Genomic DNA, 16,157 nt, shown 5'->3' with positions numbered 1-16,157 from the left:
TTCAGTTACATGAAGAGATTTTTATAAGGATAAATGTAAGGGGTTACATGGAGTGGGCTAAAAGGGGGATATCTTATGGATAACCAGGTTTCATGGAAAGAACGAATTAGTTATGGCCTTGGAGACACAGCTTCCAACTTAGTCTTTCAGATGATTACGATGTATCTGATGTTCTTCTATACGGATGTATACGGATTGAATGTGGCGGCAGTCGGTACTTTGTTCCTGGTGGCGCGGGTAATCGATGCTTTTGATAGTCCGATCATTGGGGTGATTATCGACCGCACCCATACGAAGTGGGGTAAATCAAGGCCATTCTTCCTGTGGCTTGCGATCCCGTTCGGTATCGTTGCAGTGCTGACATTTATGACACCGGACTTCGGCAATACGGGCAAACTTGTATACGCTTACTTCACGTATATTGTACTCGGTATTTTGTATGCGGCGATTAATCTGCCATTGACATCGCTTCTGACAAGTATGACGAGTAATTCGCAGGAACGTACGGTTGTCAATTCGGTTCGAATGATTTTTGGTCAACTAGGCGGCTTGATCGTCAGCATCGGTGCGCTTCCACTCGTAGCTGCTTTTGGCAAAGGCAATCAACAGCAGGGCTTTCTGTGGACGATGGTATTGTTCGCATCGATTGCAGTCTTACTTTTTTTCACTACGTTTGCAAATACGCGTGAGCGAGTTCAGATGGGCGATAAAAATCAAGTTGTGCCGTTCAAAGATGGCATAAAGGCGTTAAAGGGCAATCTGCCTTGGTGGATTTTGCTCTTCATGAACGTGTTCTTTTGGGTAGGCATGACGAGCAAAGGCCAGTCCGCAGTATTTTACTTGAAATACAATCTTGGCCGCGAAGATCTTGTTCCGCTTGTCAATGGTTTAAATGTGATTCTACTCGTTGGTATCGCATTGATGCCGATGTTGGCAAAAAGAATCGGCAAGCGCAATACGGCGCTGCTTGGCGTAGCTATTGGCGCAGCGAGTCAGCTAATTGTGTATGTGGCGGCAGTACTGAGCTCTATTCCGATTCTGATCGGAGCCGTCGCGATTGGTAATATCGGTATCGGATTTGCAGCAGGCCTCATGTTCGCGATGCTGGCAGATACCGTTGATTATGGAGAGTTGAGATCCGGGATCAGGGCTCAAGGCTTGTTGACAGCATCGAGTTCCTTCGGCGTTAAATTCGGTATGGGCATCGGCGGAGCAGTGGCAGCGTGGGTGCTTGCTATTGGCAACTATGTCCCGAACCAGGAGCAGGCTGCTTCAGGGCTTGCGGCTATCCAATTCAACTTCGTATGGATACCGTTCATTTGCTTCCTCATATGTGCTCTATTGCTTCTATTCTATAAGCTGGAGTTCGATCAGAAAATGATTGGAGAACTGGAAACACAGCGTCAAAGCGGCGCAGCTTCGATACAAGCTTAGTATATAGTGTATGCGGGGCATTCTAAAGAACAGGGTAAGAATTGATAACTATCTAGAAATTGAAAATCTTATACCGGCACCAAGTTGGACCCAACCAAAATTTATAGGATGGGCTCCCGTAGAAAGAATATTAGCTGGAATACAGAAGAAGCAATGGGACTAAGAAAGTTTCCACTGTCATATGGCCCGGACAAGAGCCCCATATATGCAAAAGCAGCCGGCAGATTGATCCGCAGCCTTTGCTTAATGCTTAAGAAGTCGCTTAAAGTAGCGGCTTTTTTGTTTTTTCGTGGATAGAGAAAAAGTGCAATTCAAGTGGTAATTGAATAGAACATGCCGTATGTAACGAAAGAGCCTTAGTGTATCGCATCATTTACGCCGTGCACCTTCTATTACGTAAAAAGCTTTATTGAAGTTTTTGGGCAAAAACATTACAATAATATAAAAATCGGATGATAACTTTTACAAAACTGTTTTGTAAATTCAGGAGGCTGCCATGAAAGCCAAGTCAGTCAGTATTAAAGATATAAATCGCAATCAGATCTATAAACTTCTGCGTCAAAATGAAAGCTTGTCCAAGCAGGACATCGCCTATCAGCTGCAGCTCAGTCTGCCAACCGTAACGCAAAATTTAAATCTATTACTTGAACAAAATCTAATCGCCAATACAGGAACCATTGGCAACACAGGAGGAAGAAAAGCGAGAGCCTATTCCTGTGTAAGTAATGCTAAAGCAGCGATTGGATTAGATATTACCAGACATCAAATAACCATAGTTGCTGTGGATTTAAGTGGAAATGTAATTCAAATTAAACGAAAAAATGAGCCGTTTGAAAGAACGGATGAGTACTTCCGACTATTGGGCATGATGGTTCAGGAAACGGTGAAGGATTTAGAATTAGAACCATCGAAAATTTTAGGCGTCGGTATTGCTGTGCCAGGCCTAATTACGGAAGACCATCAAACTGTTTTTTACGGAAAAATTTTGGACTTTACAGGAGAGACGCTGCGGCAGTTTGCAAAATATATCCCATATCCGTCCATACTGATTAACGATGCCAATGCAGCCGGAATTTCGGAAATGTGGGTTAGACCGGAGATGACCAACGCCTTCTATATCTCCTTAAGCACCAACATTGGGGGAGCCGTCTACATAGACAAGCAGGTATATACGGGAGAAAATCAGAAGAGCGGGGAGATCGGTCATATAACGATTGTTCCGGATGGATTTCCTTGTTACTGTGGACAGATGGGCTGCCTGGAAGCGTATTGCTCCGCTTCACTACTGGCAGATGCAGGCAACGGAAGTCTGGAGATTTTTTTTAATCAGGTCAAAGAAGGAAAAGCCGATAAGCTTAAAATATGGGATCAGTATCTATGGTATCTTTCGATTGCCATTAATAATATCAGAATGTTATTTGATTGTGATATTATTCTCGGCGGTTATGTGGGAGCTTTTATGGATGAATACATTGATACTTTGAAGAAGCTGGTCTCTTTACGCAATACGTTTGAACATCGCGCTGACTTCTTGTTGACTTGTAACTATAAGACGGAAGCGATCGCTGCCGGTGCTGCTTTGCCATTTATAAAAGAATTTATTGATCAGATTTAATGAGCTTGCAACCGTGCAAACAGGTTATAAAAGCTGGTTACTAAAGGGACTTGAACCCCTAAGTATCCAGCTTTTTTTATTTTGAGGTTGACAACAAAATAGGGTAGTAATATGATTATATCAATCACTTAAGTAAAAGTGTTTTATAAAACATATTTAAGATTGAAAGGTGGATAAACATGGAGCAACATTCGAACGAAAAAGTTTTGGGCAAAACATTACCAGCAACTATGAAAGCGCTTGTATCATATGGCAAAGGTGATTATCGACTTGAAACGAGCTTTCCTACACCACAGTGCGGGCCCGACGATATGATTATCAAAACGGAGGCTTGTGGTGTTTGTGCAGGCGATCTGAAGTGCTTTCATGGGGCAGCGATGTTTTGGGGAGACGATTCACAGCCACAATGGGTACAGCCGCCCTTCGTGCCAGGCCATGAGTTTCTGGGAACCATAGTAGAAGTTGGAGAGAATGTACAGGATTTTGTGGTTGGCGACCGTGTAACTGCAGATCAAATCGTGCCTTGTCAGGAATGCAGATTTTGTAAGCGTGGTCAATACTGGATGTGTCAGCCTCATAATATCTTCGGCTTCCAAAAAGACAACAATGGTGGGATGGCTGAGTATGTACGATATCCGCAAACGGCTGTTGTTCATAAAGTACCTGAGACATTGAAATTGGAATCCGCTTTGCTGATTGAGCCCTATGCTTGCTCGAAGCATGCTGTAGATCGTGCACAGATTGGTTGTGAGGATGTTGTGGTTATCTCAGGAGCAGGCCCGCTGGGATTAGGGATGGTCACTTACGCAAGAATGAAAAATCCGAAAACCTTAATCGTTCTTGATCTGATCGAGAATCGCCTTGAAAAAGCTAAAGAATTTGGCGCGGACATTGTGCTTAACCCAAAAGAAACCGATGTAGTTCAGACGATTCTGGATATGACAGAAGGCTACGGGTGTGACATTTACATCGAAGCTACTGGACACCCTTCCAGTGTTACACAGGGATTGAGTATGATCAGAAAGCTTGGCCGTTTTGTAGAATTCAGTGTATTTGGTGAACCGACTACAGTGGATTGGTCCATCATTGGTGATCGCAAAGAACTGGATATTTTGGGTGCTCACTTGAGTCCGTATTGCTTCCCGTTTGTCATTGAAAATATTACGAATGGAAATTTGAAAACCAATGATATCGTCACCCGCTATTTTCCGATTGAGAAGTGGGAAGAAGCGTTTGAATACGCTTCAGGGAAATATGGCGATTTCAAGGTAGCGATCACATTTTGAGAAAAGGTGAATTCCGATGAAAAGAAAATTTGTAATTGGCATTGATTTTGGCACATTAAGCACTCGAACCATACTAACTAATGTGGCCACAGGAGAGATCATAGCTGTTGCGGAAAGGGAATACCCTCATAAAATCATAGATAAAGTGTTGCCGGACGGTGTTACCATACTCGGTCCTGACTGGGCATTGCAGCATCCTGCCGATTATCTCAAATGCGCTTCCACTACAATTCAGGAAGTGTTAAACAATTCTGGCATTGATCCAAAACAGATTATTGGAGTAGGTACGGACTTTACCGAATGCACGATGCTCCCTACTAAGGCAGATGGAACTCCTTTATGTATGATCGATGCGTTTAAAAGCAATCCCCATGCTTACGTGAAACTGTGGAAGCACCATGCAGCTGCGGAAGAAGCGGATAAGCTGAATGAAATTGCCGCATCCAGGGATGAAGATTTTCTAGCTGATTATGGCGGGAAAATTTCCTCAGAGTGGATGTTTCCAAAGATTTGGCAAATTTTAAATGAGGCGCCTGAGATTTATGAGGCTGCGGACCGATTTATGGAGTTGGCGGACTGGATCACATTACAGTTGACGGGTGTAGAAAAACGAAATAGCTGCACAGCAGGCTATAAGGCCATGTGGAATAAACAGAATGGGTATCCTTCGGCTGCTTTCTTTAAAGCCCTTGACCCAAGACTGGAGCAAGTGATTGATGAAAAAATGTCTCGAGACATCTTTCCAGTAGGCCATAAAGCCGGAGAAATTACGGAGGGAAGCTCACAGTGGACCGGCCTTGCCGTAGGCACAGCCGTATCGGTGGGGATCGGCGACGCACACGCTGCAGTAATTGGAAGCGGTATCACAAAACCGGACATTTTATTAATGGTTATGGGTACTTCCGGCTGCGATATGCTGGTAAGTAATAGCGATATCAAGGTACCAGGCATCAGTGGAGTTTGTGAAGATGGCATCCTGCCTGGATTTTATGGATATGAAGCCGGTCAATCCTGTATGGGAGACCACTTTGCCTGGTTTGCTGAACATTGCGTGCCAGAACGTATTGAAGAAGAAGCTAGAGCAGCTAATAAAAAAGTGTTGGAACTGCTTAACGAGAAAGCAGACAATATTAGACCGGGAGCAAGCGGACTATTGAGCCTTGACTGGTGGAATGGCAACCGCTCCATCCTGGTGGATGCGGATTTGACGGGCTCCATTTTCGGATTAACCACGGCTACAACGGCTGAAGAAATATACAAGTCGTTAGTAGAAGCTGTCGCTTTTGGGAAGCGAATGATTATTGAAAACTTTATCAATCATGGAGTAATCATCCGAGAAATAATCGCAACCGGTGGCATTGCAGAAAAAAGCCCGTTTATTATGCAAACCTTCGCCGATATTATTGGCAAGCCGATTCATATTGCAGCAACACAGCAAGGAACGGCTATGGGTGCAGCCATGCTGGGTGCTGTTGCAGCCGGCAGTCGTCAAGGCGGATACGACACCATCCAACGTGCAGGTAGAGAGATGGGCAAAGGAATCAAAAAGACCTATACACCTAGACCTGAACATCGGCAAATCTATGATGAACTGTATTCAGAGTATGTCACACTGCACGATTATTTTGGCAGAAATTCAGACAGTCCTCTTAAACGTCTTAAAAAGATAAAGATTAAAACCATGGTGGAACGGAAAGAGACCGGGAAATGATCTATGAACATGTAATTTAATGATCTCGATATGGAAGGACAGAGGATATTTATGAAAGGTACAAACTTTCTGGACAGGATCGGGATTCCTTCTTCGCTTGCCTGGGGGTATCTTGGAATTCTTTTATTCATGACGGGAGACGGCCTGGAGGCAGGGTGGCTAAGTCCGTATTTAGTAGAACATGGGCTCACTGTGCAGCAATCCGGTATGTTATTTACGGTGTATGGCGTCACAATCGCTCTTTCTTCATTTCTTTCCGGTGTGCTTGTTGATGCAGTTGGACCAAAGAAGGCGATGCTGACAGGTCTTATTCTGTATATCCTGGGTTCGGCAGGTTTTGTAGGATTAGGTGTCAGCAATCTATCCTTTGTGGTCATGCTGCTAACTTACGCATTTAAAGGGCTAGGCTATCCACTATTTGCGTATTCTTTCCTTGTCTGGATTGCTTATCAGACGCCTCAGCATAAGTTAGGCTCGGCTGTTGGCTGGTTCTGGTTCGTATTTACCGGCGGAATGAACGTAATCGGGGCCTACTATTCCAGATGGGCATTAGAACATCTGGGAGCGATAAACACATTATGGACCGCCTTAGTATGGGCACTTATGGGTGCTCTGTTCGCCCTCATTATTAATCGCGGAGAACGATTGAATCTGCCTGCATCAAGTAAAACAAGCAACAAATTGAAGGATATCGCAAGCGGATTGGCCATTGTAAAAAAAGAGCCTAAAGTCGCATTAGCCGGTATTGTTCGAATTATTAATACAGCTGCACAGTTTGGTTTCCCTATTTATATGCCTCTTTATATGGAGAGTCAAGGCGTTAGCACAGCTTCCTGGTTACACCTCTGGGCCATGATCTTTATCGGCAACATTGTCTTCAACCTGATATTTGGCATTGTGGGCGATAAGATTGGTTGGAAGAATACCGTGATGTGGTTTGGCGGTGTAGGCTCAGCCGTATTTACGCTTTTACTATTTTACAGCCCACAAATTGCCGAAGGAAATATCGTTGTCCTTCAGGTCATAGGCGTACTATGGGGAGCATGTCTCAGCGGGTATGTGCCGTTGTCAGCGCTGGTACCTTCTCTTGTTGAAACGCAAAAAGGGGCGGCCATGTCGATCCTGAATCTAGGGGCTGGTCTCAGTGCCTTTGTAGGCCCCGTCCTTGTAACCCTTTTCATTGGGATTCTCGGATATACTGGGATAACGTGGATGTTTGCATGTTTATTCCTGGCATCAAGCTTCATCATGATTTTTATTACACTGCCTGATAAAAAAGATCAAAAGGCTACCAGCGAAGGAAGTCATGAAATTGTGAATGCTTAAACAACTTGAGGTTTAACGTTGTTTTATGAAATTGTTAGAGCAAAACCATTTATATACTTGGAGCCAACTGTGAGCTGTCGGAGGTCAAAAACTTATATGCATACGAAGCCGCGGTAATGATATTATCCCCTTTAAGTAGATAGTGTGTAAAAAGCGCATGAAAGTCTACTTGGAGGGTTTTTTTTCATGGGCGAAGTACGGAAGACATTCGACATCGAATTCAAGCGCAAGGTAGTTGCGATGTTCCTGGAGGAAGGTCTTGGCTACAAGACGGTAGCCAAGGACTTGGGCATCGACGATAGGATGGTTCGAAGATGGGTGGCTCACTACGAGCGGGAAGGGATCGAGGGGCTCAAGGAAAAGAGAGGAGCATCGACGGGTTCGAAGAACGGGAGACCGAAGAAGGCTAAAACCTTGGAGGAAGAAGTCCTGCGGCTGCGAGCGGAAAATGCCATCTAAAAAAGTTATGGGAACTGCAAAGAGGACAAGAGCAAAGCGACGTCAAACCTACCAAGCCATCGAAGCGCTAGTCGGAACATATAGACATTGAAAGCCGCATAAAATGTGGCTTCTTTTGTTTTAAGTATATAAGTTCTTGTCCTAACTCAACGACAAGAACTTATATACTTGGCCGAAATTGACAAGAACTTGGATACTTAACCGATTAGATGAGTGTCTAAGCCTGTTAAGCTAACGGGCAGAATAATTCAATTATGGATTACAGTTTTTTATGGGCACCGCGACATGGATGAATATACCTCCGCCAAGCGCCGCCTGTTGGATTCAGACTGCTGACGACTTTGCCGTCTTAAACGGCGATAATCCGGCGACTGCCGCATTGCGTGGGCGGGGGCGGACCAACGGGCAGTAGAATTCAATTTCGTGTTAAAATAAATTGTGGAATAGTTACCCATATGGATTTGGAGGAATGCTCGTGGCATGGCCAACTCATATTGTTGCTTGAAAATGGTTTAAATACAATTAAAGCAATATAATTATTTTGAATTTTCATAAGAGGATTTATTTTCAGTGGTTGTTCATGTTAAGGGAGGTGAAAAATAGCTATGCGTAAAAAAGATAGGAACGTAACAGGTATTGTATTGGCCGTAATTTACTGTGTTGTTCTTTTTGAGATTTTAATTGATGCACCCCCTGGTGAAGCTCCAAATAATCCGCCTTGGGCATACGCAATGATTCCACTTGGAGCTGTTGCAATCACCCTTCTCTTTGATTATGTGATCAAGTTCGATTTCTTCAAAAAAAAGAAAGAGTGAAGGGAGTGTTATAAATGACCGGAACCGGTACGTACATGTGTCGGGGGAAAAGTAGATGTTCCCTTTGAAAGTCGCAATTAGCGGCTTTTTTTGTTTTTACGGTACAAGTTCTTGTCCCGAGCCAAGGACAATAACCTAGTCTGATTACCGATTAGATAAGCATTTAACTACATTTCACTGCTTTAGTTCATTAAGCTAACGGGCAGGATAGTTTAAACGCTTCGCGAATAACTCCAAGTATGGAATTAATTGCGAAGTTCGCAAATTAATCGATATACACAATTACACAAACACCTGAAACCATTTCTAAACATAATCGTAGCATATTGTAAATAAATTGCATTGAGGTGAAGTATGAAAGCTTTTGATTACTTAAGAAGAGCCTATTATAAGCTTAGTTATTATTATCAGAAATTTCAATTGATTGTAATGTCTTTCGTAGTTGCTGGAATAGTTGATTATTTTTTTATTTACGAGATTTTCGTTTCATTATCAGCATTAGTTCCTGTTTTTATTTTAGAAATTGCTCCAGTCATTATTATCATTTTATCAATAATTATTATTCGAGGAATCGTTAAATTTATAAAGAAGATGAAAGAAAACAAACACTTACTATTTTTATTCTAACAAGAAATTATCATATTAAGAAGCTTTGACCGTATTTCAAGGAGTGTGCAACATCGTATAACACCATATTCACGCTTCTGTTCATTGGATTCTCCCATAGCATTTCGAGGATTTAAGTCAGTTTTTCATTAAGCTAACGGGAAACGATAGCTCAATCAGAACGAAGAGATGGCAGTCGGTTAAGTGGCTGCCGTTTTCTCAACCTATTCATAACAAGCAAATTTAGAAAACCTAATTGACATTCAATTAATATAGACGTAATTTAGAGTATAGGAGATATTTGGAAGGAGCAATTCTTAATGCCAGCAAACCTGTAATGGTCGATTTTATTGAGTAGTGCAGAAAAAATCCTATTTTAGACCAAGGGATTCGTCTGCCTATTTTGACCATTACGGGAACGCAAGGTTATCATTATCTTGAGCCGAAGCGGAGCCCTTAGTAGGGTTTTTCGGCTTTTTTTGTTTTTTTACAAATCTGTCTCCGATGCAACCATACACTTGCGTTCCTTCTAAAAAACCAGAATTTTTAGGAGGAGTCAACATGCGATCAACGGTAATTGAGGTAAACAATCTAACAAAAGCATTCACATTTACAAAAAAGGAACCAGGGCTTAAAGGAGCATTTAAAGGTCTATTCTCCAGACAGACGGAAGAGAAAACCGCGGTAAGCCAGATTTCGTTCCATGTCGATGAAGGCGAAATCATTGGATTCCTCGGTCCGAATGGAGCAGGCAAGACAACAACATTGAAAATGTTATCTGGTATTTTGTATCCTTCCGCTGGCGAGGCTAGCGTATTAGGATATGTGCCATGGAAGAGGGAAACTGCACTAAAAAAACAAATTTCCTTTATTATGGGCCAGAAAAATCAGTTGTGGTGGGATCTTCCCGCGAGTGAATCTTTCTTGCTCATCAAATATTTGTATGATATCGATACGAAGGATTATAAAAGAAATCTGACGGAGTTAGTGGAGTTAATGAATGTTCAGGATTGCATGCATATGCAGGTGAGACGGCTCTCATTTGGACAAAGAATGAAAATGGAGCTGATCGCTGCCCTTCTGCATAAACCACGGATCGTATTCTTGGATGAACCTACAATCGGTTTGGATATTATCTCGCAGAAAAACATAAGGAACTTTCTCAAAGAGTATAATCGCGAAAATAAAACGACGATCATGCTCACAAGTCACTACTTGGAGGATATACAGGATCTGTGTAAAAGAAGCGTCATTATTAACGGGGGAACAGTGGTTTATGACGGTGATCTAAATCAGGTTAATGACATCTTTAATAAAAAGGTCATTAAGCTTCAGTTCTCTGATCAGATTGACGCCAACAATCTCCAATGTTTTGGAAAGGTCATCTCCCTGACTGATTCTAAAGTGACTCTTGAAATCGACAGGCACGAAGTCAAACAAGCACTTGCAGCATTGATGTCGGAATTCCCGGTTGAAGATGTCGATATTCATGATATTCCAATCGAAGAAGCCATCACTTGGCTGTACGAGAGGAAAGGAGTGAATCAACTCCGATGAAAAAATATGTTTACGTCTTCAGGTTAAGCTTATTAAGTTCACTGGAGTACAAAGTCGACTTTTTCTTTAATATCCTCGGTGCATTTCTACCGATTGTCATTCAATATTTTATGTGGAGATCAATTTTCGAAGCGAGTGGAGATGCTATTGTTTTTGGATACACATTCCAGCAGATGTTCTTGTATACGGTCTTCTCAGCGGTGATATCTAAAATTATATCTTCCGGCATTCAATTTGAAATCTCCAATGATATTAAACACGGCCAATTAAGTAGCTTCTTATACAGACCAGCTTCATATACCTTGTATAAGATATCGTCATACATGGGAGGGAAAGCCGTATATTTGACCATTTCGTTTCTGATCATTTACACGGTGCTTATAGCCTTTAAGATCGATATTGCGACAAGTGGGCTTAGATTCCCAGTTTTCGTGCTTGCACTAGTGTTTGCTTTTGTTCTCAATTTTCTGATCTACCATATCATTAGTGCTCTGGCATTCTGGTTGGATGAGATCTGGTATTTCTACTTCGCTATGGGGTTTTTTATTACATTATTAAGTGGTGGAATTTTTCCTTTGGATATTTTCGGAAAGACCGTATCATCTCTGACTAACTTTTTACCATTTACGTATACCATTTTCTTTCCAGTCAACATCATAAATGGACGGTATGAAATGAACGAGATATGGATAGGGATCGGTCTACAATTAACTTGGATCGTGATCATGTCCGTGGTATCCAGAATTTGCTGGGGACTGGGCAACAAAAAATACAGTGCTGTAGGAGGGTAGGCAATATGCATTCGCTAATAAAGGGCGCGAGACGGTATGGAGCCATTTATTCAATAATTGTAAAAAATTGCATACTGAACGAGCTGGAATATCGGATTAATTTCTTCATGCAAATCTTTGCATCATTGGCATCCCTTCTAACCCATTTTGTCTATGTAATTGTAGTGTATCGATCAGGTGTGGATATCGCAGGATTAACCCCGGATCATATTTTGTTGTTTATGGGAACTTATTTTATTATGACAGCGATCTATGCTTTCTTTTTTGTAAACAACTTTTTCGCTTTCCAGGGGCACGTCAGACATGGAACGATGGATATGTACTTGATTAAGCCGGTTTCTCTTCAATTTATTCTTTCCTTACGATTAATCAATGTGATGGGTATCCCTGATTTCATCGTGGGCATAGGTCTGGTTTGCGTGGCTTGGCAGCGATTGGGGCTTGAGACAAACGCCATACAATTGATAGGATACGCGGGCTATATTATCGGTGGAGGAGTCATGACATACGCTCTGATGATGCTCCCGCAGGTTTTGGCTTTCTGGTTTACCAATACATCTAGTCTGTATAACCTTGGGGCGCAGCTATGGGAAGCGAATACGATGCCCATGGTCATCTATAATCGGATGATTCAAGCTATTGGTACGTTTGTTTTTCCAATTTTTCTTGTATCGAATATCGCCCCTCTCTATGTGTTAGACAAGTTATCTTTAACTGGTCTAGTGTGGGGAATATGTGCGCCGTTTCTATTCTTTGCTTTGGTCAGAGTTTTGTTCTTACAGGGGCTTAAGCGCTACACGAGTGCAAGTAATTAAAAACTCATCTTGTTCTTAATTGCTGGTGTATAGGCTGCTGAATCATTTCAGCAGCCTATTATCCGCTTAGCGCGATGATGTTTTATAAATGACGAGACCCTACACACACTACATTAGACTGGATGTGTTGGTTTCACGCGGCTTTTCGAATTACAAATTTTTTATTCTTTATAAAAGCCCATTTTAAACATTTGATACCAATCTTCTAGTTTGCTTTCTTCCATTACCTGCAAATATTTAAGAATTTCTTTAGCAAATTCAACCGCTGATGTTCCGTTAGCAGTAATCAATCCATCTTTTGAAACAACTTGCTTTTCAATAAAGTGCTTCGAGCCTTTATAGCTTTGTGCATACTCCTCTAAATAGGCTAGTGAATTGCCTGTATGCTCTTTATCATCTAAATATCCTTTATCTGCTAAAAAAGTACACGCATCACATATCGCTGCAATCGGAATACCTTTTTTAATGCATAAATCAACTACTTGCTTAACAACATCATTCTCACTTTTCAGCCATGAAGTTCCACCCACTAAGATAAGCATATGAAAATGTATTGGAATTTCAGCTATTGAATAGTCTGGAACAACCGTGAAACCACCCATTGATTTTATTGGATTTTTATTAATTGCCAATGTTTTAATGATGAATCCTGTTTCTGGTTTATTCAGCTCTGAGCAAATAAAAGCACTTTCCCAGTCTGCATAGTTTTCCGAAATAAACACAAGTATTTCTTTTTTCATGCTCTCAACTCCCTTTCTTTATTTATTGTCATTCTACAGGGCAATAGATGACATCTATATGTCATCTTTATAGAAGGAAAACATTTTTTCAAGTTTTTCCTTCACTGTATGACGTAGCGATGTTGGTTGAATTGCACGAACCTTCCCTTGAAGGCTAATAACTAAATCTGCGACCCAATCAATGTTAGAAGTATAAAAGCGAATCAAGCATTTTTTAACTTCACAATCATCACTAGGCTGTAAATATTTTGAACCTATTTTGTCTACTATATAAAATTTGTCCTCATTGTCACACTCTAATAAAACTTCTATAGGGTATTCAGAGGTAGAAGAAATATTATTATTTATATCGAAATTGATTTCACTATTAGGTCTATAGCAAAATATGCTATCCAATACCTCATAGGATAATATTCGGGATAGTTTAAATAAGCGAAAATTATTTTTTTTCAGACAAAAAGCATATAAATACCAATATGTCTGCTTAAAAACAAGTTTATGGGGCTCAACAATTCTCTTGGATTGAGAGTGCTTAGAAATATATTCCATTTCAATGCATTGCCTATTCAAAATTGCGGTATGTAACTTTTTGACCTTTTTTTGCATTTCGCTTTCTTCAAACCATGATGAAAGATCAATGATTATATCACTTTCAGCAATTATCAAACTTTCATCTTTAGGCAAAAGCTTGTTTATTAAATATTGTATTGAGCCTTCACTTTTAATGCTTCTCAATCCACTTAATCCGACATATAGGTTTTTAATATCCTCTTCTGATAAAATACTTCTATTTAACTTATATCCCTCTGATACTGAAATTCCGCCTCCAATCCCGGGAAAAGAAACAATTGGAATTCCAGCCATGTTTAATGTATCTAAATCACGAAATATTGTACGTTTAGATACTTCAAATTTATCCGCTAATTCTTGTACAGTAACTCGTTCTTTATTTGTTAATACACTAATGATACTTATCAACCTATCAATCTTCAAAAAATCACCTTCTACAAGTATTACTTTATTTTGTGAAATATTATATCACAACGTCCTGACGATGTTATTTGTATTACGTTAAACAGTAATTAACCCTGATTTCGAAAGTACGACTCTTTGAAAACGTGAAAAGGGCTCCGAATCTTTGGTAGAATGGTGTTTGTCGAACAAACATCAGCCAAAGAGAGGAGCACCTTTTAGGTGAAGTCTAAGCCTGTGTTATAATTCACAACTAGATGGAGTAAATATATGGAAGTGCATAGATTCCTCCTGATCTCAACAATCTCTTTGAGGGTGATTCAAAATGAGCTTTATGGATGCTTTGGAGCAATTAATAGCGGAGCAGGAGCGAGAACGTGACCGGCTTCGAGTCAATCAAATCACCGTACGGGTCGACTATAAGAAAAAGAGCAAAAGCAACGTTTATCAAAAGGAAAAAGTCATCGAATATGGTTTTGTAGAACGTGATTTGGATGATGAGAATTTATATGGGAGGTTTGAACTCTATTTCGCCGATCGCGACACTCTTCTCCAGCAAAATCGGTTTGGAGATGAAATTGCTTTTGGTGAGCTTACAGATGAGCATGCAGTTGCAACGGCAATCTTCTCCTATTTAGCGGAGTATTATTCTCATTTTTTGGAGGAAACTCCCTTCGCTATCAGCTATAACCCTATTGCAGAAGCTTGGATTATCGAAGGAACTCTTCCTCCGGGAAGTCTAGGCGGGGTCATTTATATTGCTCTTGCAAAAGAAAATGGAAAGCTTCTCATGATATTTGGAACGAGATAAATCACAAAAGAAATATATAATGAAATGGACTATTTATTTCATAGAATGCAGGTGGATGAGTGATGAAGTATTGTTATGTGTGTGGAACGGAATTACATTCCAAGGAATGTGAAGGAGAAGGATTGATCCCGTATTGTGATTCATGTCAGGTGTTTCGCTTTCCTATCTTTAGTACGGCGATAAGCACAGCAGTGCTGAACAAAGAACGGAACAAGGTGCTGTTGATCCGGCAATATAATATGAAAGATTACATTTTGCTGGCTGGTTATGTCAATCGAGGGGAATCAGCGGAAGAGACGTTAATCCGTGAGGTGGAGGAAGAGGTTGGACTGCATGTGGATGAGTACAAGTACATGCGAAGCCTGTATTTTGAACGCTCCAATACACTGATGTTAAATTTCGTCTCTGTAGCACATGATGCGACACTTATGCAAATTAATGAGGAAGTTGAGCATGCTGAGTGGTTTGCTTTTGATGAAGCCAGAAAGGTTATTATGAAAGGGAGTTTGGCGGAGTCTTTTTTACTGACTATACTTGAACGAATTGAAGCAGATGACTTAGGGCGGCCTAACAGAATTACTTAAAGAAGTGGCGAATTAACAGTAGAACTGTGCAGTTGGGAAAAGAGCTTACTAAGATGAATATATACATGTTAGTCCACGGGGGCGTTATCTGGTTATCGTGCCGACAGCAGTCAGCTATGACCTACAAGGGAACAATGGTTACGATGTTTATGGAAGGATGAGACTATGTTTTCATACGATGCACTACCTGAGTCGATCCGAAATCGTATTGCAGATAAAGCAGTTAAGCTGATGGATACCTACTTATTTCAAACCTATAATTTAATTGAAGACCCATATCATGTACTGCAATGGTGTGTTACTTCCTACATGGGCTCGAACAAAGAGCATAAAGTCAAGTTGGGGCCCTACTATGTTGGAATCCGGATGAACTGCGGCGATTGGTGATGCTGGCTAGGATCCACAGTGTCGCTGTAGTGGCTGATGAAACCGTAGAAACACCGTATATTGCTTCCATTCGCACGGTACCGAGGTACGATTTTTATAACACCAAGATTGTGGTGAAGCTAAAGCGGTATGATGTGGAGTGCTTGTGCGAATTGGTAGCGGGCAACTACAGAGGCGAACTGGTACATGGGGTTCTGTATGACCGAAACGATAAACGGCACTAGTTATTTATTTGGGATTCCACACTC

General features: G+C 41.1%; 18 protein-coding genes. 16 read left to right on the top strand and 2 right to left on the bottom strand.

Translation table 11 applies throughout. The annotated features are described in order from the left end of the window. Positions 1-75 precede the first annotated feature (75 nt). The 12 genes from B9N86_RS17070 (at position 76) to B9N86_RS17015 (ending at position 12,415) form a co-directional block, all read left to right on the top strand. A complete protein-coding gene (locus B9N86_RS17070) occupies positions 76-1,434 on the top strand; it encodes a glycoside-pentoside-hexuronide (GPH):cation symporter (RefSeq protein WP_208914358.1) in 1,359 nt (452 codons plus the stop codon). 496 nt (positions 1,435-1,930) lie between these two features. Further along, complete coding sequence (locus B9N86_RS17065) at positions 1,931-3,049, top strand: ROK family protein (RefSeq protein ID WP_208914357.1); 1,119 nt, start codon at positions 1,931-1,933, stop codon at positions 3,047-3,049. 179 nt (positions 3,050-3,228) lie between these two features. Further along, entirely contained in the window at positions 3,229-4,335 is a 1,107-nt protein-coding gene (locus tag B9N86_RS17060; RefSeq protein ID WP_208914356.1) for an MDR/zinc-dependent alcohol dehydrogenase-like family protein, read from the top strand. 16 nt (positions 4,336-4,351) lie between these two features. Beyond that, on the top strand, positions 4,352-6,046 hold the full coding sequence (locus B9N86_RS17055; protein ID WP_208914355.1) for a ribulokinase: 1,695 nt from the start codon (positions 4,352-4,354) through the stop codon (positions 6,044-6,046). Positions 6,047-6,097: 51 nt separating this feature from the next. Then, positions 6,098-7,372 carry an MFS transporter gene (locus tag B9N86_RS17050; RefSeq protein ID WP_210190589.1) on the top strand — a complete coding sequence of 425 codons (1,275 nt, stop codon included), beginning with the start codon at positions 6,098-6,100 and terminating at the stop codon, positions 7,370-7,372. A 186-nt stretch (positions 7,373-7,558) separates the two neighbouring features. Continuing rightward, entirely contained in the window at positions 7,559-7,831 is a 273-nt protein-coding gene (locus B9N86_RS17045; protein WP_208914353.1) for a transposase, read from the top strand. A gap of 271 nt (positions 7,832-8,102) precedes the next feature. Then, entirely contained in the window at positions 8,103-8,243 is a 141-nt protein-coding gene (locus B9N86_RS17040) for a hypothetical protein (RefSeq protein ID WP_208914061.1), read from the top strand. 193 nt (positions 8,244-8,436) lie between these two features. Further along, positions 8,437-8,646, top strand: coding sequence for a hypothetical protein (locus tag B9N86_RS17035; protein WP_208914062.1), 210 nt, complete (start codon positions 8,437-8,439; stop codon positions 8,644-8,646). Positions 8,647-9,000: 354 nt separating this feature from the next. Then, entirely contained in the window at positions 9,001-9,273 is a 273-nt protein-coding gene (locus tag B9N86_RS17030; RefSeq protein ID WP_208914352.1) for a hypothetical protein, read from the top strand. A gap of 540 nt (positions 9,274-9,813) precedes the next feature. After that, positions 9,814-10,809: an ABC transporter ATP-binding protein gene (locus tag B9N86_RS17025; RefSeq protein WP_208914351.1), complete on the top strand. Its 996-nt coding sequence runs from the start codon at positions 9,814-9,816 to the stop codon at positions 10,807-10,809. Then, positions 10,806-11,600, top strand: a complete 795-nt coding sequence (locus tag B9N86_RS17020) for an ABC transporter permease (protein WP_208914350.1) — start codon at positions 10,806-10,808, stop codon at positions 11,598-11,600. Before B9N86_RS17025 ends, B9N86_RS17020 begins: the two co-directional genes overlap by 4 nt. Positions 11,601-11,605: 5 nt before the next feature. Then, positions 11,606-12,415: an ABC transporter permease gene (locus tag B9N86_RS17015; RefSeq protein ID WP_208914349.1), complete on the top strand. Its 810-nt coding sequence runs from the start codon at positions 11,606-11,608 to the stop codon at positions 12,413-12,415. A gap of 161 nt (positions 12,416-12,576) precedes the next feature. Here the strand turns inward: B9N86_RS17015 and B9N86_RS17010 are convergent, their stop codons facing one another. Further along, the gene (locus tag B9N86_RS17010) at positions 12,577-13,155 is read right to left on the bottom strand and encodes a type 1 glutamine amidotransferase family protein (protein WP_208914348.1); all 579 of its coding nucleotides are present in this window, start codon (positions 13,153-13,155) and stop codon (positions 12,577-12,579) included. Between the two features lie 54 nt (positions 13,156-13,209). Further along, complete coding sequence (locus B9N86_RS17005) at positions 13,210-14,148, bottom strand: helix-turn-helix transcriptional regulator (protein ID WP_208914347.1); 939 nt, start codon at positions 14,146-14,148, stop codon at positions 13,210-13,212. 304 nt (positions 14,149-14,452) lie between these two features. Here B9N86_RS17005 and B9N86_RS17000 point away from each other — a divergent pair, with 304 nt between their 5' ends. From B9N86_RS17000 to B9N86_RS16985, 4 genes are all read left to right on the top strand, one after another. Next, entirely contained in the window at positions 14,453-14,938 is a 486-nt protein-coding gene (locus B9N86_RS17000) for an NTF2 fold immunity protein (protein ID WP_208914346.1), read from the top strand. A 62-nt stretch (positions 14,939-15,000) separates the two neighbouring features. Next, complete coding sequence (locus B9N86_RS16995) at positions 15,001-15,522, top strand: NAD(+) diphosphatase (protein WP_208914345.1); 522 nt, start codon at positions 15,001-15,003, stop codon at positions 15,520-15,522. Between the two features lie 165 nt (positions 15,523-15,687). After that, a complete protein-coding gene (locus B9N86_RS16990; RefSeq protein ID WP_208914344.1) occupies positions 15,688-15,909 on the top strand; it encodes a hypothetical protein in 222 nt (73 codons plus the stop codon). Then, on the top strand, positions 15,909-16,133 hold the full coding sequence (locus tag B9N86_RS16985) for a hypothetical protein (protein ID WP_208914343.1): 225 nt from the start codon (positions 15,909-15,911) through the stop codon (positions 16,131-16,133). The genes B9N86_RS16990 and B9N86_RS16985 overlap by 1 nt, the downstream gene beginning before the upstream one ends. The last annotated feature ends 24 nt before the right edge of the window (positions 16,134-16,157 follow it).

The organism is Paenibacillus uliginis N3/975 (assembly GCF_900177425.1).
In the GTDB taxonomy this organism is placed as follows: Bacteria; Bacillota; Bacilli; order Paenibacillales; family Paenibacillaceae; genus Paenibacillus_AQ; species Paenibacillus_AQ uliginis.
This window is presented reverse-complemented; position numbering and strand designations above follow the sequence as displayed.

What these genes read in the sequence shown, in the direction of transcription:
- B9N86_RS17070 (WP_208914358.1), top strand. Translation starts at nt 76, where the DNA reads ATGGATAACCAGGTTTCATGGAAAGAACGAATTAGTTATGGCCTTGGA.
- B9N86_RS17065 (WP_208914357.1), top strand. Translation starts at nt 1,931, where the DNA reads ATGAAAGCCAAGTCAGTCAGTATTAAAGATATAAATCGCAATCAGATC.
- B9N86_RS17060 (WP_208914356.1), top strand. Translation starts at nt 3,229, where the DNA reads ATGGAGCAACATTCGAACGAAAAAGTTTTGGGCAAAACATTACCAGCA.
- B9N86_RS17055 (WP_208914355.1), top strand. Translation starts at nt 4,352, where the DNA reads ATGAAAAGAAAATTTGTAATTGGCATTGATTTTGGCACATTAAGCACT.
- B9N86_RS17050 (WP_210190589.1), top strand. Translation starts at nt 6,098, where the DNA reads ATGAAAGGTACAAACTTTCTGGACAGGATCGGGATTCCTTCTTCGCTT.
- B9N86_RS17045 (WP_208914353.1), top strand. Translation starts at nt 7,559, where the DNA reads ATGGGCGAAGTACGGAAGACATTCGACATCGAATTCAAGCGCAAGGTA.
- B9N86_RS17040 (WP_208914061.1), top strand. Translation starts at nt 8,103, where the DNA reads ATGGGCACCGCGACATGGATGAATATACCTCCGCCAAGCGCCGCCTGT.
- B9N86_RS17035 (WP_208914062.1), top strand. Translation starts at nt 8,437, where the DNA reads ATGCGTAAAAAAGATAGGAACGTAACAGGTATTGTATTGGCCGTAATT.
- B9N86_RS17030 (WP_208914352.1), top strand. Translation starts at nt 9,001, where the DNA reads ATGAAAGCTTTTGATTACTTAAGAAGAGCCTATTATAAGCTTAGTTAT.
- B9N86_RS17025 (WP_208914351.1), top strand. Translation starts at nt 9,814, where the DNA reads ATGCGATCAACGGTAATTGAGGTAAACAATCTAACAAAAGCATTCACA.
- B9N86_RS17020 (WP_208914350.1), top strand. Translation starts at nt 10,806, where the DNA reads ATGAAAAAATATGTTTACGTCTTCAGGTTAAGCTTATTAAGTTCACTG.
- B9N86_RS17015 (WP_208914349.1), top strand. Translation starts at nt 11,606, where the DNA reads ATGCATTCGCTAATAAAGGGCGCGAGACGGTATGGAGCCATTTATTCA.
- B9N86_RS17010 (WP_208914348.1), bottom strand. Translation starts at nt 13,155, where the DNA reads ATGAAAAAAGAAATACTTGTGTTTATTTCGGAAAACTATGCAGACTGG.
- B9N86_RS17000 (WP_208914346.1), top strand. Translation starts at nt 14,453, where the DNA reads ATGAGCTTTATGGATGCTTTGGAGCAATTAATAGCGGAGCAGGAGCGA.
- B9N86_RS16995 (WP_208914345.1), top strand. Translation starts at nt 15,001, where the DNA reads ATGAAGTATTGTTATGTGTGTGGAACGGAATTACATTCCAAGGAATGT.
- B9N86_RS16990 (WP_208914344.1), top strand. Translation starts at nt 15,688, where the DNA reads ATGTTTTCATACGATGCACTACCTGAGTCGATCCGAAATCGTATTGCA.
- B9N86_RS16985 (WP_208914343.1), top strand. Translation starts at nt 15,909, where the DNA reads ATGCTGGCTAGGATCCACAGTGTCGCTGTAGTGGCTGATGAAACCGTA.